The organism is Caulobacter sp. Root1472 (genome assembly GCF_001426985.1).
Taxonomy (GTDB): domain Bacteria; phylum Pseudomonadota; class Alphaproteobacteria; order Caulobacterales; family Caulobacteraceae; genus Caulobacter; species Caulobacter rhizosphaerae.
In genome coordinates, this window is sequence record NZ_LMFX01000051.1 from 121,146 (window position 1) to 143,774 (window position 22,629).

The 22,629-nt window shown below is 67.6% G+C and carries 22 protein-coding genes, 1 tRNA gene and 2 pseudogenes; 20 read left to right on the forward strand and 5 right to left on the reverse strand.

Features of this window, described 5'->3' with window-relative positions; genetic code table 11:
- Nucleotides 1-45 precede the first annotated feature (45 nt).
- Together glp and ASD47_RS25080 are read right to left on the reverse strand one after the other, a co-directional pair.
- Nucleotides 46-1,293 carry a gephyrin-like molybdotransferase Glp gene (gene glp / locus ASD47_RS25075; RefSeq protein WP_255355550.1) on the reverse strand — a complete coding sequence of 416 codons (1,248 nt, stop codon included), beginning with the start codon at nucleotides 1,291-1,293 and terminating at the stop codon, nucleotides 46-48.
- An 85-nt stretch (nucleotides 1,294-1,378) separates the two neighbouring features.
- On the reverse strand, nucleotides 1,379-2,209 hold the full coding sequence (locus ASD47_RS25080; RefSeq protein WP_056762578.1) for a ferredoxin--NADP reductase: 831 nt from the start codon (nucleotides 2,207-2,209) through the stop codon (nucleotides 1,379-1,381).
- Between the two features lie 178 nt (nucleotides 2,210-2,387).
- Between ASD47_RS25080 and ASD47_RS25085 the strand changes: the two genes are divergently transcribed.
- The gene (locus tag ASD47_RS25085) at nucleotides 2,388-2,882 is read left to right on the forward strand and encodes a hypothetical protein (protein ID WP_235526217.1); all 495 of its coding nucleotides are present in this window, start codon (nucleotides 2,388-2,390) and stop codon (nucleotides 2,880-2,882) included.
- 4 nt (nucleotides 2,883-2,886) lie between these two features.
- Here ASD47_RS25085 and ASD47_RS25090 read toward each other — a convergent pair whose 3' ends face one another.
- Nucleotides 2,887-3,081 carry a hypothetical protein gene (locus ASD47_RS25090; RefSeq protein ID WP_056762584.1) on the reverse strand — a complete coding sequence of 65 codons (195 nt, stop codon included), beginning with the start codon at nucleotides 3,079-3,081 and terminating at the stop codon, nucleotides 2,887-2,889.
- Nucleotides 3,082-3,350: 269 nt separating this feature from the next.
- On the opposite strand from ASD47_RS25090, the gene ASD47_RS25095 reads away from it, so the two are divergent.
- From ASD47_RS25095 to ASD47_RS26945, 5 genes are all read left to right on the forward strand, one after another.
- Nucleotides 3,351-3,426 (forward strand) — tRNA-Trp (locus tag ASD47_RS25095).
- 63 nt (nucleotides 3,427-3,489) lie between these two features.
- A complete protein-coding gene (gene secE, locus ASD47_RS25100; RefSeq protein WP_056762585.1) occupies nucleotides 3,490-3,816 on the forward strand; it encodes a preprotein translocase subunit SecE in 327 nt (108 codons plus the stop codon).
- An 8-nt stretch (nucleotides 3,817-3,824) separates the two neighbouring features.
- Nucleotides 3,825-4,382 (forward strand): transcription termination/antitermination protein NusG, encoded by a 558-nt coding sequence (nusG, locus tag ASD47_RS25105; protein WP_028038086.1) that lies wholly within the window; start codon nucleotides 3,825-3,827, stop codon nucleotides 4,380-4,382.
- Between the two features lie 170 nt (nucleotides 4,383-4,552).
- The gene (locus ASD47_RS25110; RefSeq protein WP_056762586.1) at nucleotides 4,553-7,660 is read left to right on the forward strand and encodes a calcium-binding protein; all 3,108 of its coding nucleotides are present in this window, start codon (nucleotides 4,553-4,555) and stop codon (nucleotides 7,658-7,660) included.
- A gap of 75 nt (nucleotides 7,661-7,735) precedes the next feature.
- Entirely contained in the window at nucleotides 7,736-7,888 is a 153-nt protein-coding gene (locus ASD47_RS26945; RefSeq protein WP_156402429.1) for a hypothetical protein, read from the forward strand.
- Here ASD47_RS26945 and ASD47_RS25115 read toward each other — a convergent pair.
- On the reverse strand, nucleotides 7,885-8,292 hold the full coding sequence (locus tag ASD47_RS25115; RefSeq protein WP_056762588.1) for a MerR family DNA-binding protein: 408 nt from the start codon (nucleotides 8,290-8,292) through the stop codon (nucleotides 7,885-7,887). The genes ASD47_RS26945 and ASD47_RS25115 overlap by 4 nt on opposite strands.
- A gap of 84 nt (nucleotides 8,293-8,376) precedes the next feature.
- On the opposite strand from ASD47_RS25115, the gene ASD47_RS25120 reads away from it, so the two are divergent.
- From ASD47_RS25120 to ASD47_RS25160, 9 genes and pseudogenes are all read left to right on the forward strand, one after another.
- Nucleotides 8,377-9,132, forward strand: a complete 756-nt coding sequence (locus ASD47_RS25120) for a MauE/DoxX family redox-associated membrane protein (RefSeq protein ID WP_056762589.1) — start codon at nucleotides 8,377-8,379, stop codon at nucleotides 9,130-9,132.
- 352 nt (nucleotides 9,133-9,484) lie between these two features.
- The coding region (locus ASD47_RS28390; protein WP_369800352.1) for a calcium-binding protein at nucleotides 9,485-11,927 on the forward strand (2,443 nt) is incomplete at its 3' end.
- 1 nt (nucleotide 11,928) lies between these two features.
- A pseudogene (locus ASD47_RS28395) lies at nucleotides 11,929-12,166 on the forward strand (calcium-binding protein); the annotation flags it as partial.
- Nucleotide 12,167: 1 nt separating this feature from the next.
- A pseudogene (locus ASD47_RS28400) lies at nucleotides 12,168-13,188 on the forward strand (calcium-binding protein); the annotation flags it as partial.
- Nucleotides 13,189-13,362: 174 nt separating this feature from the next.
- On the forward strand, nucleotides 13,363-13,794 hold the full coding sequence (gene rplK / locus ASD47_RS25140; RefSeq protein WP_007661528.1) for a 50S ribosomal protein L11: 432 nt from the start codon (nucleotides 13,363-13,365) through the stop codon (nucleotides 13,792-13,794).
- A 4-nt stretch (nucleotides 13,795-13,798) separates the two neighbouring features.
- Nucleotides 13,799-14,488, forward strand: coding sequence for a 50S ribosomal protein L1 (rplA, locus tag ASD47_RS25145; RefSeq protein ID WP_028038093.1), 690 nt, complete (start codon nucleotides 13,799-13,801; stop codon nucleotides 14,486-14,488).
- 121 nt (nucleotides 14,489-14,609) lie between these two features.
- Entirely contained in the window at nucleotides 14,610-14,849 is a 240-nt protein-coding gene (locus ASD47_RS25150) for a type II toxin-antitoxin system VapB family antitoxin (protein WP_056762596.1), read from the forward strand.
- Nucleotides 14,849-15,244: a type II toxin-antitoxin system VapC family toxin gene (locus ASD47_RS25155; RefSeq protein WP_056762597.1), complete on the forward strand. Its 396-nt coding sequence runs from the start codon at nucleotides 14,849-14,851 to the stop codon at nucleotides 15,242-15,244. Before ASD47_RS25150 ends, ASD47_RS25155 begins: the two co-directional genes overlap by 1 nt.
- Nucleotides 15,244-16,455, forward strand: a complete 1,212-nt coding sequence (locus ASD47_RS25160; protein ID WP_056762599.1) for a TIGR03862 family flavoprotein — start codon at nucleotides 15,244-15,246, stop codon at nucleotides 16,453-16,455. Before ASD47_RS25155 ends, ASD47_RS25160 begins: the two co-directional genes overlap by 1 nt.
- 93 nt (nucleotides 16,456-16,548) lie before the next feature.
- On the opposite strand, the gene ASD47_RS25165 is transcribed toward ASD47_RS25160, so the two are convergent.
- Nucleotides 16,549-17,910, reverse strand: a complete 1,362-nt coding sequence (locus ASD47_RS25165; protein WP_056762601.1) for an HIT family protein — start codon at nucleotides 17,908-17,910, stop codon at nucleotides 16,549-16,551.
- Nucleotides 17,911-18,386: 476 nt separating this feature from the next.
- Between ASD47_RS25165 and rplJ the strand changes: the two genes are divergently transcribed.
- From rplJ to ASD47_RS25185, 5 genes are all read left to right on the forward strand, one after another.
- On the forward strand, nucleotides 18,387-18,905 hold the full coding sequence (gene rplJ / locus ASD47_RS25170) for a 50S ribosomal protein L10 (RefSeq protein WP_056762603.1): 519 nt from the start codon (nucleotides 18,387-18,389) through the stop codon (nucleotides 18,903-18,905).
- Nucleotides 18,906-18,949: 44 nt separating this feature from the next.
- Entirely contained in the window at nucleotides 18,950-19,333 is a 384-nt protein-coding gene (rplL, locus tag ASD47_RS25175; protein WP_056762605.1) for a 50S ribosomal protein L7/L12, read from the forward strand.
- Nucleotides 19,334-19,506: 173 nt separating this feature from the next.
- Nucleotides 19,507-19,884 (forward strand): hypothetical protein, encoded by a 378-nt coding sequence (locus ASD47_RS25180; protein WP_056762607.1) that lies wholly within the window; start codon nucleotides 19,507-19,509, stop codon nucleotides 19,882-19,884.
- 43 nt (nucleotides 19,885-19,927) lie between these two features.
- Entirely contained in the window at nucleotides 19,928-20,086 is a 159-nt protein-coding gene (locus tag ASD47_RS27180; protein WP_164468877.1) for a hypothetical protein, read from the forward strand.
- A 93-nt stretch (nucleotides 20,087-20,179) separates the two neighbouring features.
- Nucleotides 20,180-22,552 carry a glycoside hydrolase family 31 protein gene (locus tag ASD47_RS25185; protein ID WP_056762608.1) on the forward strand — a complete coding sequence of 791 codons (2,373 nt, stop codon included), beginning with the start codon at nucleotides 20,180-20,182 and terminating at the stop codon, nucleotides 22,550-22,552.
- The last annotated feature ends 77 nt before the right edge of the window (nucleotides 22,553-22,629 follow it).

Sequence of the window (22,629 nt, forward strand, 5' to 3'; positions counted from 1 at the left end):
GGGGGACTTAGCACGCTCCGCGTGCGGCGTCGCCCGTTGAGGCGATCAGCCCCGGGCCAGCGGCAGCAGCTGGACGACGTCGCCCACGTCCGCCGCCGCCGCGCCCGCCGGCCGCAGCACCAGGCAGTCGGCGCGGGAGAACACGCCGATCAGCGAGGAATCCTGGTCGGAGAAGGGGGTGACCCTGACCCGGCCGTCGGGGTCGACGGCCCGGGCCGCGCGCATCCAGTGTTCGCGCGGGCCGTTGGCGGGCAGGGGAGCGGCCAGGACGCCGGTCTCGATCGCCAGGCCCGGATCGGCGCCGGTCAGGGCCGCCAGCAGCGGCCGCAGGAACAGCTCGGCGCAGACCAGGGCCGAGGCCGGGTTGCCGGGCAGGCCCAGGACAGGGCGGCCGCCCACGCCGTCGGCCTCCAGGACGCCGAACCAGGTCGGCTTGCCGGGGCGCACGGCGACGGTCTGGACGCGAAGATCCAGACCCAGGGTCTGCAGGGCGGGCTTGACCAGGTCGTGGTCGCCGACCGAGGCCCCGCCGACCGTGACCAGCAGGTCGAACTGAGCCTCGGCGACGGCGCGGGCGATGGCGTCCCGGTCGTCGGCCTGGGCCTTCAGCCGCGTCGCCTGGCCGCCCCAGGCCTCGACCAGCGCGGCCAGGGCGAACGAGCCGGACTCGAAGATCTGGTCGGGGGCAGGAACGTAGCCGGGCGGGACCAGCTCGTCGCCGGTGGCCAGGATGGCGACGCGCGGCCGGACGGCGACATCGAGGTTGGGCCAGCCCGCGGCGGCCGCCAGGGCCAGGCGCCAGGCGTCCAGCCGCGCGCCCTCGGTCAGCAGCACGTCGCCGGAGCGGAAGTCGCCGCCGGCTGGCCGGATGTTGCCAGGCGGCGGGTCGCGGTCGATCGTGAGGGCCACGGTGTCGCCGTCGCGCGTGGCGTTCTCCTGGATCACCACCAGGTCGGCGCCTCGCGGCACGGGCGCGCCGGTAAAGATCCGCACCGCCTGGCCGGCCTCGACGGGACGGCCATAGGCCTGGCCCGCGGCGCTTTCGCCGGCGATCTGGAAGCGCGCCCCGGGGACCAGGTCGGCGCGGCGGATCGCCCAGCCGTCCATGGCCGAGGCGGCGAACGGCGGCTGGTCGCGGTCGGCGACCACGGGGGCGGCCAGCACCCGGCCCAGGGCCTTGGCCAGTGGGACCTCCTCGACGCCCAACCGCGCGGCGCCGGCCAGCATGCGGCCCCGCGCCTCGTCCACGGTCAGGTTCTTCAAGGTTTTCCGTGAAAGGTCGTCGTCGCCCACGCCCGTACTCCCGCGCACCTCAGCCCAGTGTAACGCACGCCGCACGGGCTGGGGACAGGCGCATGCGCCTGTCCCCATGGGTGGATTACCCCACGAACGCTCGCTCGATCACGAAGTCGCCGGGTTCGGCGTTGGAGCCTTCGGTCAGGCCGTGGGCTTCCAGCAGGGCGGCGGTGTCCTTGATCATCGCCATCGAGCCGCACAGCATGGCGCGGTCGTGCTCGGGGTCGAACTTCACCTGCTCCAGGCCGAGGTCGGCGAACAGCTTGCCGCTCTCGATCAGGTCGGTGAACCGGCCCTGGCGCTCGAACGGCTCGCGGGTGACGGTGGGATAGTAGACCAGCTGGGCCTTGGCCTCGTCGCCGACCAGCGGGTCGTCGTGGATCTCGGCCGTGAACAGGTCGCGATAGGCCAGTTCCTGCACCTCGCGCACGCCGTGGGCGACGATCACCTGCTCGAAGCGGGCGTAGGCGTCCGGGTCGCGGGCGACCGACAGCCAGGGCGCCAGGCCCGTGCCGGTGCCGAACAGGAACAGCCGCTTGCCGGGGCGAACGGCGTCCAGCACCAGGGTGCCGGTCGGCTTCTTGCCCAGCAGCACCTGGTCGCCTTCCTTGATCTGCTGCAGGCGCGAGGTCAGAGGGCCGTCGGGGACCTTGATCGAGAAGAACTCCAGCTCCTCGGCGAAGTGCGGCGAGCCGATCGAATAGGCGCGCAGGATCGGCTTCTTCTCGCCCAGGTCCTCGCGGGGCGGCAGGCCGATCATCACGAACTCGCCCGAGCGGAAGCGGAAGCTGGCCGGACGGGTGATGGCGAAGCTGAACAGGCGGTCCGTCCAGTGCTTGACCCACAGCACGGTCTCGGTGTGCCAGGCGGCTTCCTTGACGGGGGCGGGAGCGGTGGTTTCGATGGCCGTCATAGTGTCGTTTCAAGTCCTGGACGCGCGGCGAACCGCGGAATTCTAGAGGTGGCGCCGCAACGGCCCAGAAGCGACTGCGTCTCATGTGAGCAGACCCGGGCCGATGTCAACTTTGGTGGTCTGAAAGGGCTTTGAGAAAATCTTCCCCAAAAGCGTCAAAACGGCGGGCGCCTGTTTTTTGAACCGTGTCAAAATTGTGATTGCCGCCTCTCAAAACGGGGCGCACTGTCCTCCTGCTTTCTCGCCCGAAGACGGCGGGGAGGCCAATGATACGGAGGAACGTATGCGGGTAAGGTTCGTAAAGGCCGCCGCGGCGGCCAGTCTGTTAGCGTTAAGCGTAGCTGCCTGCGGGCAGGAAACCGGCAACACCGGTCAAAAGGCTCAAACGGTCTCTCTCGAAGGCAAGGCGGTCACCGCCTCCGGCTGCGTGCGGCCGGTGGAATCGACGTCCTGTCTGGTGGTTCGCGGTCCCGGCGGCGGCTACTACGACGTCAGCGGCGCCAGTCCGGCCCCGGACCCGGCCAAGGGTGTGGCCATCTCCCTTCAAGGGCGCGACCTGGGTGAGAACACCCAATGCGGCCGCAAGCTCGCGGACGTGAAGTGGTCGTATCTGAACATCCAATGCGCCGCCCTGACCCCGGCGGCCGCGCCGGAAGCGGAAAAGGCCGGCTGACGACTCAGGCTTCGCCGGAGCCCGGATCCGTCCGGGTCTTCGGCGAGTCCGAACTGCCTTCCGCGCCGCGGGGCTCCGTCGCGGGACGCGGAGCCTTGCCGCCGCCGCCCTGATCCGCGTCTCGGGCGGGACGCTGGTTCTCGTTCTCCACCTCGCGATTGGACGGCCGGCCCTGGTCATGGCTGGTGATTGTCGGCATGGCGTTTCCTCCGGACTTCGACGCGCGCAGAGGCCTAACGCGCCGGGCCTGCGGCTGATCCTTGCAGACGCGCCGTCCTTGGAGCGCCGGGGGGCCGTAGCGACCGAATCCGCGGAACGTGCGCCGGCCGCTTGCCGGGCTCGAACGACCCTGCTACACGACGCGGCTCTGGCGATGAGACCAACGCGCTGGCGGGCTTCAAAGAGCCTACCGGCGCGATGTTCATTGCCGGAAAGCCGGAATCTCCGCTAAGGGGATCGCGGTTCCGCAGGAGTGTAGCTCAGCTGGTAGAGCATCGGTCTCCAAAACCGAGGGTCGTGGGTTCGAGTCCCTCCACTCCTGCCACTATATGTCATCGGTCACCCGGTTTTCGGGCTGACCTATCGAAAGTCGCGAGCCTCTTAAGTCATGGCCAGGAAACCGGGTTCTAGCCCGTCTGCGATCAAGAACCGCGCCGCCAAGACGGCCGCGGCGCTCTCGCCTTCCGCTCAAGGGGGCGCCGCCACCGCCGCCGCCAAGGCTCCGGCCGCGCCGAAGAAGCCGATCAACCCGGTCCGCTTCGCGCAGGAAGTCCGCGCCGAAGCCCGCAAGATCACCTGGACCACCCGCAAGGAGACCTGGATCACCTCGGTGATGGTCTTCATCATGGTGGTGCTGGCCTCGCTGTTCTTCACCTTCGCCGACTGGATCCTGGGGTGGGGCGCCAACCTGCTTCTCAAGATCGCCGCGGGATAAGAAACATCATGAGCACCGACACCGCGTCCAATCCGAACCACAAGTGGTACATCGTCCACGCCTACTCGAACTTCGAGAAGAAGGTGGCCGAGAGCATCCGCGAACAGGCCAAGAGCCACGGCCTGGAAGACAGCTTCTCCGAGATCCTGGTCCCGACCGAGGACGTCGTCGAGATCCGTCGCGGCCGCAAGGTCAACGCCGAGCGCAAGTTCTTCCCCGGCTACGTGCTGGTGAAGATGAACCTCTCGGACGAAGCCTACCACCTGATCAAGAACACCCCGAAGGTCACGGGCTTCCTGGGCAGCGCCTCCAAGCCGCAGCCGGTCTCCGAAAAGGAAGTCCAGCGCATCATCGGCACCATCGAGGAGGGCGTCGAGCGTCCCAAGACCGTGGTGCTGTTCGAGGTCGGCGAGAACGTCCGCGTCACCGACGGCCCGTTCGCCAGCTTCAACGGCTCGGTCGAGCAGGTCGACGAGGAGCGGGCCCGCCTGCGCGTCACCGTCTCGATCTTCGGCCGCGCCACCCCGGTGGAACTGGAATACAGCCAGGTCGAGAAGATCGCCTAAGGGCGGCTTCCTTCGCCGGGCTTCCGAAAACCCCGCGCCGGCGACGGCGCGGGGTTTTTGCTGCCCGGCTCGATAGCCGGAGGAGAGTTGTTCCCGGAAGTAGGCGTTCAATCTTGACGTGTTTCGTCGGGGGTGCGAACTAGCTAGGTCGGGACACGGGGGCAGGTTTTATGTGGAGTCCGAGTAACGGGCCGACGGCCGGTAACGACCATTTCGTCGGCACTGGCGGTAACGACCACGCGTTCGGCCTGTCGGGCGACGATCTGCTCGAGGGCGGCGATGGCGACGACGATCTTTATGGTGACGCCGACAACGGTGACGATCCCAGCAGCGGCATCACCGGCAATGATCATCTGATCGGCGGCGCGGGCGACGATTCCCTGTCCGGCGGGTTGGGCGATGATCTGCTCGAAGGCGGCGACGGCAACGACTCCCTTATTGCATTCTTCGGCGACGACCAGCTGTTAGGCGGCGCCGGCAACGACCGTCTTGCAATCCACAGTCCTGACGGCGAACCCCCTCGCGCCGTCCTGGCGGACGGCGGCGCTGGCGACGACCTCATAGAGCTGGCCTTCCAGGTCGACCAGACCGCGACCGTCAAGGGCGGATTGGGTGAGGATTTCCTGCTTTTGCAGGGAAGTGGCCACGGCATGACCGTCCATATCGACATGGGCGATGGCGATGACGTCATTCAGGCCAGCGCCTTTGGCTATTCCGCTCACCAGGACGTCGAGATCACCCTGGGGGCTGGGCGCGACTACTTCTTTTTCTATCACTACTCGGGTTCCGAGTCCGGGCTTGAGTATCGTTTCGCCGACTTCCAGGCCGGAGACGGGGGAGACGAGGTGGATCTCTCCTATCTGGAAGTTGGCTTCAGCGGTTGGGATGGACGGAGCAACCCGTTCGCCCAGGGCTATCTGCATCTGCGCCAGGACGGGACCGCATCGGTCCTGAGCTTCGACAGCGACGGAGGGGCGGACAACGGCAGGGACCTGATGGTGTTCGAGAACACCTTGGTCAGCAGCTTCACCGCCGCCAATTTCCACGGCGTTCCACCCGATGGCGGGGCCCTGCCCGGCCTGACCCTGACCGACCCGAAAAACTATGTCGACGGCAGTCTCGGCGACGATACGGTCATCCTGACGACGCACTACGACTACAGCGACGCCCAACCGTATTCCGATTTCTACGGCCGCGCCGGCGATGACTATATCGAGAGCCAGACCCAGTACGTGCGTTTACGTGGCGGCGAGGGCGACGATCACTTGGTCAACACCGCTCAAGGCCTGTACGATCTCAGCGATCCCAGCGTTCTGCTCGGCGAGGAAGGCAATGACCGCCTCGACGGCTCGCGACGTCCAGACCAGTTGTTCGGCGGCGACGGCGCGGACGTCCTGAACGGCGGCGCCGGCGATGATCTTCTGGACGGAGGGACCGGCAACGATACTCTCGACGGCGGCGCCGGGCTCGACATCGTGGGCTTCAGCGACGGAGGCGTGACGCTGAGCTTATTGGTCACCAGCGCCAGCACGGTGACCACCGGCGCTTACGGAACCGACACCCTGACCAATATCGAGGGTTTCAGCGGCGCTTACGGCGACGACAGCCTCTCCATCAGCCTGGCGGTCGCCACAGGGTTCATCCTGATGGGAGCGTACGGCGACGACACCCTGACCGGCGGCGGCGGCTCCGATATTCTGATCGGCGGTTATGGCGACGATACGCTCATTGGTCGTGGCGGCATGGATATCGCCAGCTATCGCGACTTCAGCGGCGGCGTGACGGTCAATCTGAACATCGCCGGGCCGCAGGATATCTATCTCGTCGGCAGGGACACCTTGATCGGCATTCGGGGCCTGGAGGGCACGTTGTCGGGGGACACCTTGATCGGCGACGATCAGGCCAACCTGATTTACGGCGATGGCCCCTCGCCCAATGCCTGGTTGTTCCTGCAAGGCGGCGCCGACCTGCTCCTGGGCGGCGGCGGCAGCGACGAATTGCATGGCGGCCCCGGCGCGGACCGCCTGTTTGGGCAAGACGGGGCGGATCTCCTCTACGGCGACGACGACGACGATTCCCTGTCCGGCGAAGCCGGGGCAGACGTCCTGTATGGCGGCGGCGGCGCCGACCTGCTGCTTGGGGGGGCGGAAGTCGATCTTCTGGTCGGCGGCCTGCAGAACGATCGCCTGTTCGGTGGCGACGGCGATGACGCCTTGTTTGGCCAAGAGGGCGATGACGTGTTGTCGGGAGATGACGGCGCGGATTCTCTGTCGGGTGAAGCTGGCGTCGATGTCCTCTACGGCGCGCTCGGCGCGGATTTGCTGCAGGGGGGGCAGGGCGACGACCAGCTGTACGGCGGCGCGGGCGATGATCGGCTGTTCGGGCAGGACAATGTCGACGTTCTCGTCGGCGAAGACGGTGCGGACATGTTGTGGGGAGACAGCGGAGCGGACACGCTTCTCGGTGGCGTGGGAGCAGACCAGCTGTTCGGCGGAGACGACGCCGACCTGCTGATCGGCGGGCTCGACGGGGACCGGCTGAGCGGTGGCGAAGGCGACGATCTGCTGTTTGGGCAGGAAGGGGCCGATGTGCTCGCCGGCGATGCGGGCGTGGATTCGCTGCTGGGTGAAGCCGGCGACGATCAACTGAACGGCGGCCTTGGAAACGACCTGCTGCAAGGCGGCTCCGGCGTCGATCTGCTGATCGGGGGCGATGGCGGCGACCGCATGTATGGCGGCGACGACACGGATCACCTGTTCGGCCAGAACGGCGACGACATTCTGGTGGGTGATGACGGCGCGGACTCCCTGTCGGGCGAGGCCGGCGACGACCTGCTGGTCGGTGGGGCCGGCGACGATCTGCTCCAAGGCGGCCTGGATTGGGACCAACTGTTCGGGCAAACAGGCAACGACACACTGCTGGGCGGTGGGGGCGACGATAGCCTGTCTGGCGAAGCTGGCGACGACACGCTGATCGGCGGTTCCGGTCTGGACCAATTGAACGGCGGCGCGGGCGCCGACGTGTTCCAATGGACGTCGCAAGCGGACTCGCCGGTCTGGGCGAAGGATGTCGTGCAGGATTTCACAGTCGGTCAGGACGTGTTGGATCTGCGGGCGCTGCGGGTTAGCGCCGCCTCGAGCCTGCGCTTCGAGATCGTCAACGGCAGCACCGTTCTGTACGTCGACGCCAACGGCGATACGGCGCCCGGCGGTGAAGATTTCGCACTCGTGCTCAGCGGCGTGACCGCGCCCCTGCACGTGGGAGACTACCTCTTCTAGGGAGCAGCCGGCGAGCCAAGCCTGCCTTGGCGAGGCTCACCTGCTACACGCCGCGCCTTCGGTCCAACCCTGACCATGGTCACCACCTTCGAGTCCGAGGCCGGGCGCGACCAGTATGTCGAGATGGGCTTCGAGACGGGCATGAACTCGGGCGCGCCCATGCTCCTCATCCTGAGCTTGTCGAAGGACGAGGACCAGACCACGGCGCCGGCCATCGACAGTCCCTAAGCCCCCTCGAACGCCGACAGGATCGGGCAGGGGCCCGCGGTGGTCTCGCCGCAGGCGCGGGCCAGGCGCTTGAGGGCGTCGCGGGCCGTCTGGAGTTCGGCGATCTTGGCGTCCAGCGCGGCGATGCGCTCTAGGGCCAGGCCGCGCGCCCGGGCGTGGTCGTCGCCGGCGTCCAGGGCCAGGAGTTCGGCCACCTGCTCCAGCGTGAAGCCGGCGGCCTGGGCCGCGCGGATGAAGCGCAGGCGGCGCAGGTCGGCTTCGCCATAGCGCCGCACCCCGCCGCCCGAACCGCCCCCCTCGGGCCGCGGCGGCTGCTCCAGCAAGCCGCGCCGCTGATAGTAGCGCACCGTCTCCACACCCACTCCGCCGGCCTGGGCCAGGCCCGCGATCGTCGTCGTCTTCATCGCCTTGCGACCCCTTGACTCCGTACCATGGTACGGAACCCATATGAGCGGGGATCTGTTTTCGATCAAGCCGGAGACCCCGCGATGACCGCCCCCGCCGCCCAGACCTCGCCCCGGACCGCCGTCCTGCACCGGATGGTCACCGACCAGCACACCTGCCCCTGGGGCCTGCGCGCCAAGGACCTGCTGCGCCGCCAGGGCTACGCCGTCGAGGACCACCTGCTGACGACGCGCGAGGAGATCGACGTCTTCAAGGCCGCCCACGGGGTGGCGACCACGCCCCAGGCCTTCATCGACGGGCGTCGGATCGGCGGCTACGACGACCTGCGCCGCCACTTCGGCCTGAAGGTGCGCGACCCCAAGGCCCTGACCTACACGCCGGTGATCGCGGTGTTCGCCGTCACCGCCCTGATGGCCCTGGCCGCCAGCTACGCCATGACGGGCCAGGTCCTGACCGTCCACGCGCTCCAGTGGTTCATCGCCTTTTCGATGTGCGTGCTCGGGATCCTGAAGCTGCGCGACGTCGAGACCTTCTCGACCATGTTCCTGGGCTACGACCTGCTGGCCCAGCGCTGGTTGCCCTATGCCCGGATCTATCCGTTCGCGGAGGTCGGGGCGGGAGTGCTGATGATCGCCGGAGCCCTGACCTGGCTGTCGGCCCCGGTGGCGCTGTTCATCGGGACCGTCGGGGCGGTGTCGGTGTTCAAGGCCGTCTATATTGACAAGCGCGAGCTGAAATGTGCGTGCGTCGGCGGCGACAGCAACGTGCCGCTGGGCTTCGTCTCCCTGACCGAGAACCTGATGATGGGCGCCATGGCGGTCTGGATGCTGGCGATGTAGCGGCCTTCACGCCCCGCCTACGCCGTTCGGCGCGACAAAGACGGGTCTTCTCCGGACTGGCCGATGTCCGCCTTCCACCGAAAGCTCTCTTCCCTGACCGCTGGCTCCGCCGCGGTCGGAGGCTTGGTTCTGCGGCTGATGCTCGCCGCCCAGTGTCCGCGAGCCGCGCCGCTGCCGTGCATTCTGGCCTCTTCTGTGGCGGGTGGCGGCCGGGGCGTCGAAGCTGGTCTTCGACCTGATCGACACGGTCGGGCGCGAGCCGAGCGCCAGCTCCATTCGCGTTCGATGCAACCTTGACGATCCGATTTGCGGATGCGACGGGTGATGAAGAGCACGGCTCGGGGGGGGCGTTATGTGGGCTTCAGGTGTCGGACCGACGGAAGGCGCGGATCACTTCGTCGGTGGTCCCGAAAACGACGTCGTCCACGCGGCGGGCGGTGACGACCTGCTCGAGGGCGGGACCGGCAACGACGACCTCTACGGCGAGGGCGGGAACGACCATCTGGTCGGCGGCGACGGCAGCGACTACATGCGCGGGGGCCAGGGCGACGACCTCATGGAGGGCGGCGTCGGCAACGACGGCTTCTTATCCGACTATTACGGCGACGACCGGATGTACGGCGGGGACGGCGACGACGCCTTCACGATCTGGAACTCGGAGAGTCTGCCCCGCACCGTCCTCGTCGAGGGCGGCTTGGGCGATGATCGCGCCTATCTGAACTTCACCGGAGACGTCCAGGCCACGATCAACCTGGGGCAGGGCGACGACCGCCTGGAACTCTATGGCGGTATATGGCTGACCCAGTCCCCTCATCTGGTCGCCGACCTGGGCGACGGCGACGACATTGTCCTGATCGAGGTCGACGTCTCCGACACCGCCTTGCCCAACGCGACCCTGACGCTGGGCTCCGGGCGGGACTTTGTGCGCTTCGACTTCCGGGAGCAGGGGCCGGACCCCCAGGTATCGACATCATCGCCCTATGTGATCACCGATTTCGAGACCGGCGCGTCGGGAGATCGCATCGACCTCTATCAGGTGCTGATGTTCGCCCGCAACAACGGCCTTGCCGCGGACGCCTGGGACGGCGCGACCAATCCCTTCACCTCCGGCTACGCTCAACTGCGCCAGGACGGCGCGGACACGGTGGTGGATGTCGACCTCGACGGTGCGGGCGGCGGCGAGGGCTGGCGGAGCGTTCTCCGGCTGCAGAACGTCACGTCGAGCGCCCTGACTGTCGAGAACTTCAGGGGCATGTCGCCGTCCGGCGCCATAGTGGGCGAAACCCTGACCTATCCCGACTCCGAGTACATGCAGGGCACGATCGGCGACGACATCATCCTGGTGACGAGCGCCGATGTTCCCGACGGCGGCTATGTGGGATTCGAGGGACGGGCGGGCAACGACCTGATGACCGCGCAGGGAATCGCGGTCGGCTTCAGCGGCGGCCTGGGCGACGACCACCTGATCGGCGGATCGAACATCGGCCCCGCTGGCCTGACCGGTAGTGCGCTTTACGGCGACGGCGGCAATGATCGCCTAGAGGGATCATTAGCGGTCGACCATCTCCACGGCGGCGACGGCGACGACATCCTGACCGGCGGCGACGGCGACGACCTGCTGGACGGCGGCGCCGGGAACGACACGATCGACGGCGGGGCGGGCTTCGACAGCTTCAGCTACGCCGACCTCGCGTCGGGGGTGACCGTGGTCGTGGGCGCGGGGACCATCGCGTCAGGCGCCGGTGGGGTCGACACGCTCTTCGGCGTCGAGGCCCTGGAGGGCACGGCCTATGACGACAGCTTGGCGATCAGCCTGTCGAACACGGCCGGTTACACGCTGAATGGCGGTGCGGGGAACGACGCGCTGACGGGCGGCGGCGGCGACGACATCCTCGTTGGCGGGGACGGCGACGATCAGCTTGTCGGACGAGGCGGAAACGACACCGTCAGCTACACCGACGGTTTCGCCGTCACGGTGAACCTCCAGCTCACCGGGGCGCAGAACACGGGCGGCGCTGGCGTCGACACGTTGAGCGGCATTCGAAATCTGATCGGCTCATGGTTCGGCGACACGCTGATCGGCGACGGCCAGGTCAACGTCATTCACGGCGACGCCTTCTCCATCTATGGCCCGGCCGTCGGCAGCGACCTGATCATCGCCGGCGGCGGTGGAGATACGGTCTATGCCGAGGGGGGCGACGACCGGGTCTTCGGCCAGGACGGAGACGATTACCTCTCTGGCGGCGCGGGTCATGACTCCCTGGCCGGGGAAGTCGGAAACGACACCCTGTATGGCGAGGACGGCTTCGACCTCCTGCTCGGCGGCGACGGCGCCGACCTGCTAGTGGGCGGAGTCAACGACGACCGGCTATATGGGGACGCCGGCGACGACCGGCTGTTCGGCCAAGGCGATAACGACCTGCTCGAAGGCGGTGACGGGAACGACTCCCTGAGCGGCGAAGACGGCGCCGACAGCCTTTCAGGCGGGGCCGGCCAGGATCTGCTTCTCGGCGGCGCCGGCAACGACCTGCTAACCGGTGGGATCAATGCCGATCGGCTCCGCGGAGACGCCGGCGACGACTGGCTGTTGGGCCAGGATGGCGACGACTGGCTGGACGGCGGGGCGGGCGCAGATTCCCTGAACGGCGAAGCGGGAAGCGACAGCCTCAACGGCGGCGACGGCTCCGATCTGCTGCTCGGCGGCGCGGACACCGATCGGCTCTTCGGTGACGCCGGCGACGACAGCCTGTTCGGCCAGGACGGCGACGACATCCTGGAGGGCGGCATCGGTGCGGNTCGGCGGCGCGGACACCGATCGGCTCTTCGGTGACGCCGGCGACGACAGCCTGTTCGGCCAGGACGGCGACGACATCCTGGAGGGCGGCATCGGTGCGGACTCCTTGAATGGCGAAGCGGGGAACGACAGCCTCAACGGCGGCGACGGCTCCGATCTGTTGCTCGGCGGCGCGGGCGTCGATCTGTTGATCGGCGGGCTGGACGCCGACCGGCTCTTCGGTGACGCCGGCGATGACAANCGGCGACGGCTCCGATCTGTTGCTCGGCGGCGCGGGCGTCGATCTGTTGATCGGCGGGCTGGACGCCGACCGGCTCTTCGGTGACGCCGGCGATGACAATCTGTTCGGCCAGGGCGGCGACGACACCCTGGAGGGCGGCATCGGTGCGGACTCCTTGAACGGCGAAGCGGGGAACGACAGCCTCAACGGCGGCGACGACTCCGATCTGCTGCTCGGCGGCGCGGACACCGATCGGCTCTTCGGTGACGCCGGCGACGACCGGCTGTTCGGCCAGGACGGCGACGACATCCTGGAGGGCGGCAGCGGTGCGGACTCTTTGAACGGCGAAGCGGGGAACGACAGCCTCAACGGCGGCGACGGCTCCGATCTGTTGCTCGGCGGCGCGGGCGTCGATCTGCTGATCGGCGGCGCGGACACCGATCGGCTCTTCGGTGACGCCGGCGACGACAGCCTGTTCGGCCAGGACGGCGACGACATCCTGGAGGGCGGCATCGGTGCGGGCGGCGACGGCTCCGATCTGTTGCTCGGCGGCGCGGGCGTCGATCTGTTGATCGGCGGGCTGGACGCCGACCGGCTCTTCGGTGACGCCGGCGATGACAACCTGTTCGGCCAGGCCGGCGACGACTTGGTGGACGGCGGCGACGGAAACGACTCGCTGAACGGCGAAGACGGGGCCGACAGCCTTTCCGGGGGAGCCGGCCAGGATCTGCTGCTCGGCGGCGCCGGCGACGACCGCCTGAACGGCGGGCTCGGCGCCGACATGCTTTATGGCGACCTGGGACGCGACACCTTCGTATGGACCGCGGCGGCGCAGTCCACGCGCCAGCAGCTCGACAGGGTCCAGGATTTCCAGTCCGGCGTCGACGTCCTGGATCTTCGTGCGCTGCATACCGATCCAGCCGCCAGCCTCATTTTTACGGTTTCGGGCGGCGATACCTATGTCTCGGTCAGCGGGACGGATTTCGTGGTGGGGCTGAGCGGCGTGTCGACCCCGCTCCACGCCGGAGACTATCTCTTCTAGCGGTCGAAGCTTGCCCTTCCGAAGCGGGCCTGCTACATGCCGCGCCTTCGCCCCAGGACCCCGTCCCGGGGCGTGCTCGTCGTTATGGGCGAGATCAAATCCGTGGGAGGGCCGCCAGCCCGCACCACGGCCAACCAGCGAAGGCCGTTAGCTCGGCTTTCTTGAGAGGATACAATGGCTAAGAAGATCCTGGGCTATATCAAGCTCCAGGTGAAGGCCGGCTCCGCCACGCCTTCACCGCCCATCGGCCCCGCACTGGGCCAGCGCGGCGTCAACATCATGGGCTTCTGCAAGGAGTTCAACGCGCGCACCGAGAACGTCGAAAAGGGCACCCCCCTGCCGACCGTGATCACCGTGTACCAAGACAAGTCGTTCACCTTCGTCACCAAGACCCCCCCGGCGACGCACTATCTGAAGCAGATCACCGGCCTGAAGTCCGGCGCCAAGCTGACCGGTCGCGAGACCGTCGGCGAAGTGACCCGCACCCAGCTGCGCGAGATCGCCGAAAAGAAGATGAAGGACCTGAACGCCAACGATCTCGAGGCTGCGGCCAAGATCATCGAAGGCTCCGCCAAGGCCATGGGCCTGAAGATCGTGGAGGCCTAAGACCATGGCCAAGCAACCCAAGCGCATCCAGGCCTGGACCGGCGATCGTGAAGCCGCCCACGCCGTCGCCGACGCCATCGCTCTCGTGAAGGCCAACGCCAAGGCCAAGTTCGACGAATCCGTCGAGATCTCGGTCAACCTCGGCGTCGACCCGCGCCACGCCGACCAGCAGGTCCGCGGCGTGGTGAACCTGCCGTCGGGCACCGGCCGCGACGTCCGCGTCGCCGTCTTCGCCAAGGACGCCAAGGCGGCCGAGGCCACCGCGGCGGGCGCCGAACACGTCGGCGCCGAAGACCTGTACGAAAAGATCGCCGGCGGCTTCATGGACTTCGATCGCGTCATCGCGACCCCGGACATGATGGCCCTGGTCGGTCGCCTCGGTAAGGTGCTGGGCCCGCGCGGCCTGATGCCGAACCCGAAGGTCGGCACCGTGACCCCGAACGTCGGCCAGGCCGTGAAGGACGCCAAGGGCGGCGCCGTCGAGTTCCGCGTCGAGAAGGCGGGCATCGTCCACGCCGGCATCGGCAAGATCTCGTTCTCGGACGAAGCCCTGCTGATCAACGTCAAGGCCCTGGTCGACGCGCTGAACAAGGCCAAGCCGTCGGGCGCCAAGGGCGTCTATGTGAAGCGTATCGGCCTGTCCTCGACGATGGGGCCAGGCTTCAAGGTCGACGTCGCGTCGATCACCGCCTAAGCCTCTCCGGCCAGGCTGAAGCGAGCGGGCGCTGGAGCGATCCAGCGCCCGCTTTGCGTTTTGGGGCTGAGTTGTTGATGCGTCTAGCCGATGTTATCTTTCGGCTAGACGGAGGTTTCCGATGCCCTTCCATGTTCGCGATGCTGAAGCCGACGCCATGCTGCGGCAGTATGCTGAAGACAATCGTGTGGGTATTACCGACGCCATCAAGTTGGCAGTTCGAAAGGCGCGCGAAGCAGACAGGAAGGCGAGCGATGAGAAGTTGGCCCGCATGCGGGCCATCAGCGACCGCATCGCCCGCCTACCGAATACTGGCCTAAAGGCGGACAAGGCCTTCTTCGACGAACTCTCGGGCGACTGATGTTTGTCGACGCGTCCGCACTCTGTGCAATCTTGCTAGGCGAGCCTGAAAAGGAACTCCTCGAACAGCGCTTGGCCACTGTCGACGGGACGATCACATCGGCTGTCGCGGTTTGGGAGACAGTGCGTAGCTTGGTCCGGGCCAAAGCTATCGAGGTAAACGATGCTCGTTCTGAGGTGGAACTCTACCTGATTTCCGCCGAAATACGCGTCGTATCCATTGGACATTCGGAGGCTGGAGCTGCGATCGATGCCTTCGCGCGCTTTGGCAAGGGGCAACATCCCGCCAAGCTCAACATGGGCGATTGTTTTGCTTACGCCTGCGCGAAAACGCGAGGTGTTCCGTTGTTGTTCAAGGGTGACGATTTTCCACTGACCGATATCGAGCGCGCTTGATGCCGGTAGAAAAGCCCGACGTCGCCGTGGTCGGCGGCGGGCCGGCCGGGCTGATGGCGGCCGAGGTGCTGAGCGCGGCGGGGCTGTCGGTGGCGGTGTTCGAGCGCATGCCGACCCTGGGCCGGAAGTTCCTGATGGCCGGGCGCGGCGGGCTGAACCTGACCCATTCGGAAGACTTCGAGCGCTTCGTCGGACGCTACGGCGCGGCGGGCGAGCGGCTGCGGCCGATGCTGGAGGCCTTCACGCCGGCCGACCTCACGGCCTGGGCCGAGGGGCTGGGGCAGGCGACCTTCGTGGGCACCAGCGGTCGGGTGTTTCCCAAGGCGCTGAAGGCCTCGCCCCTGCTGCGGGCCTGGATCGCGCGGCTGGAGGGGCAGGGCGTGGCGTTGAACCTCCGCTCGACCTGGACCGGCTGGACTGCGGCCGGAGACCTGGCCTTCGAGACGCCCGACGGGCCGCGCGCCGTGCGGCCGCGCGCCACGATCCTGGCCCTGGGCGGCGCCAGTTGGGCCCGGCTCGGCTCGGATGGCGCCTGGGCGCCGCTGCTGGCGGCGCGGGGCGCGGCCGTGGCGCCGTTCCGGTCGGCCAATGTCGGGTTCGGCCTCGCCTGGACGCCGATGTTCCGAGAGCGGTTCGCCGGGACGGCGCTGAAGAACGTGGCGCTCAGCTTCGAAGGCCAGGTTTCGCGCGGCGACGCCCTGGTCGCGGGCTACGGCCTGGAAGGCGGGGCGGTCTATGCGCTGTCGGCGGCCCTGCGCGATGCGATCGACGCCGATGGCCAGGCGACGCTGGAGATAGACCTGCGCCCCGACCTCTCGCTGGCCCAGTTGGCCGCGCGGTTGTCGCGGCCCCGTGGCGGCCAATCACTGTCGAGCTGGCTGCGCAAGGCGGCCCATCTGTCGCCGGTCGAGATCGGCCTGCTGCGCGAAGCGCACGGCTTGGCCCTGCCGGTGGCGCCCGACGCTCTGGCGTCGGCGATCAAGGCCGCGCCGATCGTGCTGACCGGGACGCAGGGCCTGGAGCGGGCGATCTCCTGCGCCGGCGGCCTGTCGCTCGAGGCGCTGGACGGACTGGAACTGAAGGCCGCGCCCGGCGTGTTCGTGGCCGGCGAGATGCTGGACTGGGAGGCCCCGACCGGCGGCTACCTGCTGCAGGCCTGCTTCGCGACCGGCGTGGCGGCCGCGCGGGCAGTAATGGAGCGGCTGGGCTAGCCGAACAACGGACGCTGACAACAACTGACGGGGACAGGCACATGTGCCTGTCCCCGATCCAGATCCCGGTGTTCGCTGGGATCTGCGGGGTATTCAGGGCTTCATCGCCGCCCGGATTTTGGCCGCCACCGCCTCGATGTCCTTCGGATCGCCCCTGGCGTTCTCGACGAACATCAGCGGCTTGCCGGCCACGCGCGGGATGACGTGGATGTGCAGATGCGGCACGCTCTGGCCCACGCCGTTGTTCTGGACGATCGTGAAGCCCTCGAAGCCCAGGCCGTCGACCTGGGCCTGGCCGACGCGGGCGGCCACGGCCATGAGCCGCGACAGATCCTGGGGCGAGATCTCCAGCAGGTTCCGCGCCTTGGAGGTCTTGGAGATCACCAGCACGTGGCCCGGCTCGGCCGGAGCGTGGTCCATGAAGGCCAGCACCTGGTCGTCCTCATAGACCTTGGGCACGGGGATCTCGCCGCGAATGATCCGGGCGAACGGGTTGGTCTCGTCATAGGCGGCCTTCAGCGGGATCCCCGGCGTGCCGACCTGGGCCGAGGCCGGATCGAACTGGCCCAGCCAGCGGATGACCTCGGCCTCCAGCGCGATGCGGCTGTCGGAGAAGCTGTGGTCGGTGTCCATATAGGTTTCGGTCAAAGCCTTGGCCTGGGCCTGGCGGGCGGCGGCGGCCAGCTTGCGCGTGGTGGGCGCGCCGGCGTGCTCGGCCCCGATCATCAGCACGGGCCGGTCGGCGATCCGGGCGCTGAGCGCCTCCAGGTCCAGCTTGGCGGAGGTGGTCTCGATCTCCTTGGCCAGCAACTCGGCGCTGGTCCCGGCCAGGGGCGGGGTGTTTTCCCGCAGGCCCTCCAGCGCCGCCTTGCGCTTGGCCGGATCGACGAGGTCGGCCTTCTGCTTGCCGATGTCCCAGGCGTCGATCAGGATCGCCCCCGCCGCCTTGGGATCGGCGGCGACGGCGTCGGCGGCCATGAAGCCGCCCATGCTGTGGCCGGCCACAACGATCCGGGTCGGGTCGATGCGGTACTTGGCGACATTGGCCGGGTCGCGCAGGAAGGCCAGGGCGGCCTCGCCGTCGGCCCGGCTGCCCGCGAACGAGAACTTGCCCGGGCTGCCCCACGAGCCGCGATAGTTGATCCGCATCACGTTCCAGCCGGCCCGGCGCACGGCCTGCATCAGGTCGATATTGGTCTCGTTGCCGGGAAAGCCGTGCAGCATCAGCATCGTCGGATGTGGCTGGTCGCCCGAGGCCAGGTACATCATGGCGTTCACCCGCACGCCGCCGGTCGGGACGGTGAACGCGGCCATGTCGGCCGGATGGGCCGGATCGCGGACCGGATCGGCGACCACGGCCTTGGGGATCGGCAGAAAGCGCGGCTCGGCATGGAGCGGCGCGGCGAGGCCGACGAGCATCACGGCGGCCAGGCCGGCGGTGAACAGGCGCTTCATGGTGGGTCCCCGATTGCGATCTTTCTTGTTATCCAGGAAATGAGCGGCGAGGCCAGAGCTCTCCTTCCCACGAGAAGGGCTGCGCGGAATGGGGACGGGGACAGGCGCATGCGCCTGTCCCCAGCCAAGTCGTGATCCCATTTCGCGGCAAGGGCCAAGGAATTCGGCAGGTCCTGTTGAAATCCTTCCCCAAACCGTCTATACGCCGCCCCTTCTCCGCTGGGCTCGCCCGGCGGCGATCCTGTTTGAGAACTGCGGGGCGTGGGGTCACCAACGCCATAATCGAGGAAGAGCCCTTCCTCGCCGTCGGGAGACAGGGATGGACAAGACCACGCAATTCCTCCTTCCGGGATGGGACGCGCGGCTGACTTTCCTTGGAACAGGCTGATGCAACTCGCGTGCGGGAGCGATCCCTCATGCGCCGAGCATTTGGCTGCCGGAATGGTCCGGCCGCTGTAATTGAGTAGGAGACCGCAATGGACCGCGCTCAAAAGCAGGAGTCGATCGAGGCGCTGAAAAGCGTGTTCGCCGACGCCGGCGCTGTCGTCGTGACCCACTATTCGGGCATGACCGTTGCGGAAATGACTGAACTGCGCGCCCGCCTCCGCAAGGAAGAGGGCACGTTCCAGGTGGTGAAGAACACCCTGGTCCAGAAGGCGCTGAACGGCTCGATCGGCGAAAAGGGCGACGCCCTGTTCACCGGCCCGGTCGCCATCGCCTATGGCTCGGATCCTGTTTCGGCCGCCAAGATCGTCACCCAGTACGCCAAGGAAAACGACAAGCTGAAGCTGGTCGGCGGCATCCTGGGCCAGACGACTGTTCTGGACGAAAACGCGGTGCGGGCCCTGGCCACGCTGCCGTCGCTCGACCAGATCCGTGGCAAGCTCATCGGCCTCATCCAGGCTCCGGCGACCAAGATCGCGGGCGTCCTGCAGGCTCCGGCTGGCCAACTGGCGCGCGTCTTCAACGCCTATGCGACCAAAGACGCCGCGTAACGGTCATCTCCGCATAAATCCCTCATCCTCTAAGGAACTTACCCATGTCCAAGCTCGAAAAGCTGGTTGAAGAACTGTCCACCCTGTCGGTCCTGGAAGCTGCTGAGCTCTCCAAGCTGCTCGAAGAAAAGTGGGGCGTCTCGGCCGCCGCTCCGGTCGCCGTCGCCGCTGTCGGCGGCGCCGCCGCTGCTCCGGCCGAAGCCGCCGAAGAGCAAACCGAATTCACCGTCGTCCTGACGAACGGTGGCGACAAGAAGATCAACGTGATCAAGGAAGTCCGCGGCGTCCGTCCGGACCTCGGCCTGAAGGAAGCCAAGGACCTGGTCGAAGGCGCTCCGCAGAACGTCGTTGAAAACGTTTCGAAGCAAGTCGCCGAAGAAGTCGCCAAGAAGCTGACCGAAGCCGGCGCCACCGTCCAAGTGAAGTAATTCACGCCCACGCCTCGGCGTGGGGACGAGCCGGCGTCAGTTCTCTGACGCACACGTTGACGGCCCCGGAGGGAAACCTCCGGGGCCGTTTTCGTTCGCCCTCCGCCCGCCTGCGTCATTCTGGCACGGTCGTTGCTAGCTGGCCGTGCGTACACGCGGCGGTGGAGGCGACCATGGCGATTTCGGGGATTTCGGGCGGCTATTCGAACTGGAGCCCGCTCAGCGCGATATCGGCCCGTCCGGCGTCGACCACGGCGCTGGAGGCCGCCAGCGACCTGGACAAGGTCCGCGACAAGGGCCTGGTGGCCTTCGCCAAGGAGGCCAAGAAGGACGCCTGGGAGGAAAAGCTCAAGCAGTGGAAGGCTGAGGCCATGAAGACCATGGGCCTGACCGAGGAGAGCCTGGCGGCCATGACCCCCGACCAGCGCACCGCCGCGCTCCAGCAGGTCGACGAGGCCGTGAAGGCCAGGATCAAGGAAGCCATGGACGGCGCCAAGGCCCAGGCCAAGAACGGCCTGGCCGTGCCCAACTTCGTCGACCTCAGCGTCTGATCCAAGGCGGCAACCCTTGCCGCGCGATGGGCGTTATCTGCCCATGCTGAAGTTGGCCGCTGTCCTGCTGGTGCTGATGATCGTGTTCGGCGTGCTGGGTTTCGTCGTCGACGTGGCCGGCGGCCTGGCCAAGATCGCCTTCTTCCTCTGCCTGATCGGCCTGGCGCTCTCACTGGTCGGCAAGGCCGTTCGGCGCGGCTGAGCGTCATTGTTGGTATCAATCCTGTTGACGCTGCCCGGCTGCATCTCTAGCCATGCGCCCAAGAGATAGCGGTAACATTCCGGGGAGGAAGCGATGGATCGGCTAAACAAGGGCGCGCGCCGCTGGTCGGCTGGACTGGTCTCGGGCCTGGCCCTGACCCTCGCCATCGGGGTCGTGGGCAACCTGGCCGCGCCGGTCGCCGCCGCCCACGCCGCGCCGATGGCGGTGGTGGACCGCAACGGCTCCTATGTCTCGGTCGAGACCTACGCCCCCAATATCGTCCGGGTGACCATCAGCCAGGACAAGGACCTGGCCGCCGCGGCGCCGGGCTACGGCTTCCTGGCTGACAGCGATGTCAAAGGCTGGCGTCACGACCAGAAGGCCGGAGCCGACCTCTTCACCTCCGGCGCCCTGTCGCTGGAGGTCGTCGCCCAGCCCTGGCCGGGCGCGCCCTCGCAGATGGATCGCTACTTCGCCCCGTCGCTGCCGCCGGTCTCGGTGAAGATCCGCAAGGCCGACGGCTCGGACCTGGTGGCGATGAACGGCTGGGAGATGTCGCCGCACGTCGTGAACGGCGAGCGGACCTATCAGGCCGGCGCCAGCTTCTCGACCAGCGCCGACGAGCACTTCTACGGCCTGGGCCAGAACCAGGAAGGCGTCCTGGACCTGCGCGGCCGGTCGATCACCTGCAAGCACGACTACGACGCCCCGCACGGCGAGACCGTCTGCGTGCCGTTCCTCGTCTCCAGCAAGGGCTACGGCATCCTCTGGGACAACCCGTCGGAGACCAAGGTCTATCCGGCCGTCAACGGCCGCACCCTGTGGCAGTCGAAGGTCGGCGAGCGGGTGTCGTTCTTCGTGATCACCGGCAGCTATGACGAGATCTACGCCGGCTATCGCCAGCTGACCGGCGCGACGCCGCTGCCGCCCAAGGCCGCGTTCGGCTACATCCAGTCCAAGGCCCGCTATGAGACCCAGGCCCAGATCCTCAACGTGGCCAAGGGCTATCGCGACCGCGGCTACCCGCTGGACGTGATGGTGCTGGACTGGTTCTACTGGACCCGCATGGGCCAGATGGACATCGACCCGGCCGCCTTCCCCGATCCCGCCGCGATGAACAAGGAGCTGCACGACAATGGCGTGCACAGCATCATCAGCGTCTGGCCGCGCTTCGAGAAGGAAGGCCGTTACTTCAACTACCTGGCCGACAAGGGCTGGCTGCTGAAGGACAAGGACGGCAAGGTCGTCGACGGCCTGCCGTTCCGCAGCGACCGCACCGGCGGTCTGATCGACAGCACCAATCCCCAGGCCCGCGAATGGTTCTGGGGCAAGATCCGCGACAACATCGCCTCCAAGGGCTTCGACTGGTTCTGGCTGGACGAGACCGAGCCGGACCTGGTGCCGGAGGGCTATTTCTGGAGCATCGGTTCGGGCGACCGCTACCGCAACGTCTTCCCGCTGGTCCACACCCAGGGCGTGGCCGAGGGCTCGCGCCGCGATCGGCCCGACAAGCGCAACCTGATCCTGGCCCGCGCCGCCTATATCGGCGCCCAGCGCAACGGCGCCCTGTTCTGGTCGTCCGACATCCAGCCGACCTGGGAAGCGCTCAAGCGGCAGGTGCCGACGGGCCTGAACTTCACCGCCTCGGGCTTCGCCTATTGGGGCAACGACATCGGCGGCTGGCAGTGGCTGCCCCAGACCACGACGGCGACCAAGCCGCCGCTGCTGGACCCGTCCGACGCCCGCGCCGTGGTCGGCCAGAACAACGACTATCCCGAGCTGTTCGCCCGCTGGTTCCAGTACGGGACCTTCACCCCGACCCTGCGGGTGCACGGCATGCGCAAGGACACCGAGGTATGGTCGTTCGGCAAGGGCGCCGAGGCCGTGGTCGCCAAGTACCTGAAGCTGCGCTACGCCCTGATGCCGTACCTGTACTCGATGGGCCACACGACCTACGAGACCGGCGCGCCGTTCATGCGCGGCCTGTTCATGGACTTCCCGAACGACCCGAAGGTCGTGAACCTTGGCGACCAGTACATGTTCGGCCCGGCCTTCCTGGTGGCGCCGATCACCGACCAGGGCGTCGAGGACCGCGACGTCTACCTGCCGGCGGGCGCCGACTGGTACGACTACTGGACGGGCAAGAAGTTCACCGGCGGCCAGACGATCAGCGTCCATGCGCCGATCGACACCATCCCGCTGTTCGTCCGGGCCGGCTCGATCATCCCGATGGGCGCGCCGATCCAGAACACTTCGCAGCCCCAGGCGATCAACGCGGTCAAGGTCTATCCCGGTCGCGACGCCGACTTCACCCTGTACGACGACGACGGCGTGACCAACGCCTACGAAAAGGGCGTCGGCAAGACGGTGAAGCTGCACTGGGACGACAAGGCCGGCAAGCTGACCGCCACGGGCGACAAGGGCCTCAGCGCCCAGGCGCTGGCGGCGGTGCAGGTGGTGAAGTAACGCCTTAAAACTCGCTCATCCCGGCATTGGCCGGGATGAGCGGATTGTTAGGGGTTCCAAGCGTCACCGAACGCGCC

Coding starts and splice junctions, on each gene's coding strand:
- ASD47_RS26945 (WP_156402429.1), top strand. CDS start 7,736: ATGGTCACCACCTTCGAGTCCGAGGCCGGGCGCGACCAGTATGTCGAG.
- rplA (WP_028038093.1), top strand. CDS start 13,799: ATGGCCAAGCAACCCAAGCGCATCCAGGCCTGGACCGGCGATCGTGAA.
- secE (WP_056762585.1), top strand. CDS start 3,490: ATGGCCAGGAAACCGGGTTCTAGCCCGTCTGCGATCAAGAACCGCGCC.
- ASD47_RS25165 (WP_056762601.1), bottom strand. CDS start 17,910: ATGAAGCGCCTGTTCACCGCCGGCCTGGCCGCCGTGATGCTCGTCGGC.
- ASD47_RS25155 (WP_056762597.1), top strand. CDS start 14,849: ATGTTTGTCGACGCGTCCGCACTCTGTGCAATCTTGCTAGGCGAGCCT.
- rplK (WP_007661528.1), top strand. CDS start 13,363: ATGGCTAAGAAGATCCTGGGCTATATCAAGCTCCAGGTGAAGGCCGGC.
- ASD47_RS25110 (WP_056762586.1), top strand. CDS start 4,553: ATGTGGAGTCCGAGTAACGGGCCGACGGCCGGTAACGACCATTTCGTC.
- ASD47_RS25150 (WP_056762596.1), top strand. CDS start 14,610: ATGCCCTTCCATGTTCGCGATGCTGAAGCCGACGCCATGCTGCGGCAG.
- rplL (WP_056762605.1), top strand. CDS start 18,950: ATGTCCAAGCTCGAAAAGCTGGTTGAAGAACTGTCCACCCTGTCGGTC.
- ASD47_RS25180 (WP_056762607.1), top strand. CDS start 19,507: ATGGCGATTTCGGGGATTTCGGGCGGCTATTCGAACTGGAGCCCGCTC.
- nusG (WP_028038086.1), top strand. CDS start 3,825: ATGAGCACCGACACCGCGTCCAATCCGAACCACAAGTGGTACATCGTC.
- ASD47_RS25090 (WP_056762584.1), bottom strand. CDS start 3,081: ATGCCGACAATCACCAGCCATGACCAGGGCCGGCCGTCCAATCGCGAG.
- ASD47_RS25080 (WP_056762578.1), bottom strand. CDS start 2,209: ATGACGGCCATCGAAACCACCGCTCCCGCCCCCGTCAAGGAAGCCGCC.
- ASD47_RS25115 (WP_056762588.1), bottom strand. CDS start 8,292: ATGAAGACGACGACGATCGCGGGCCTGGCCCAGGCCGGCGGAGTGGGT.
- ASD47_RS25185 (WP_056762608.1), top strand. CDS start 20,180: ATGGATCGGCTAAACAAGGGCGCGCGCCGCTGGTCGGCTGGACTGGTC.
- rplJ (WP_056762603.1), top strand. CDS start 18,387: ATGGACCGCGCTCAAAAGCAGGAGTCGATCGAGGCGCTGAAAAGCGTG.
- ASD47_RS25160 (WP_056762599.1), top strand. CDS start 15,244: ATGCCGGTAGAAAAGCCCGACGTCGCCGTGGTCGGCGGCGGGCCGGCC.
- ASD47_RS25120 (WP_056762589.1), top strand. CDS start 8,377: ATGACCGCCCCCGCCGCCCAGACCTCGCCCCGGACCGCCGTCCTGCAC.
- ASD47_RS27180 (WP_164468877.1), top strand. CDS start 19,928: ATGCTGAAGTTGGCCGCTGTCCTGCTGGTGCTGATGATCGTGTTCGGC.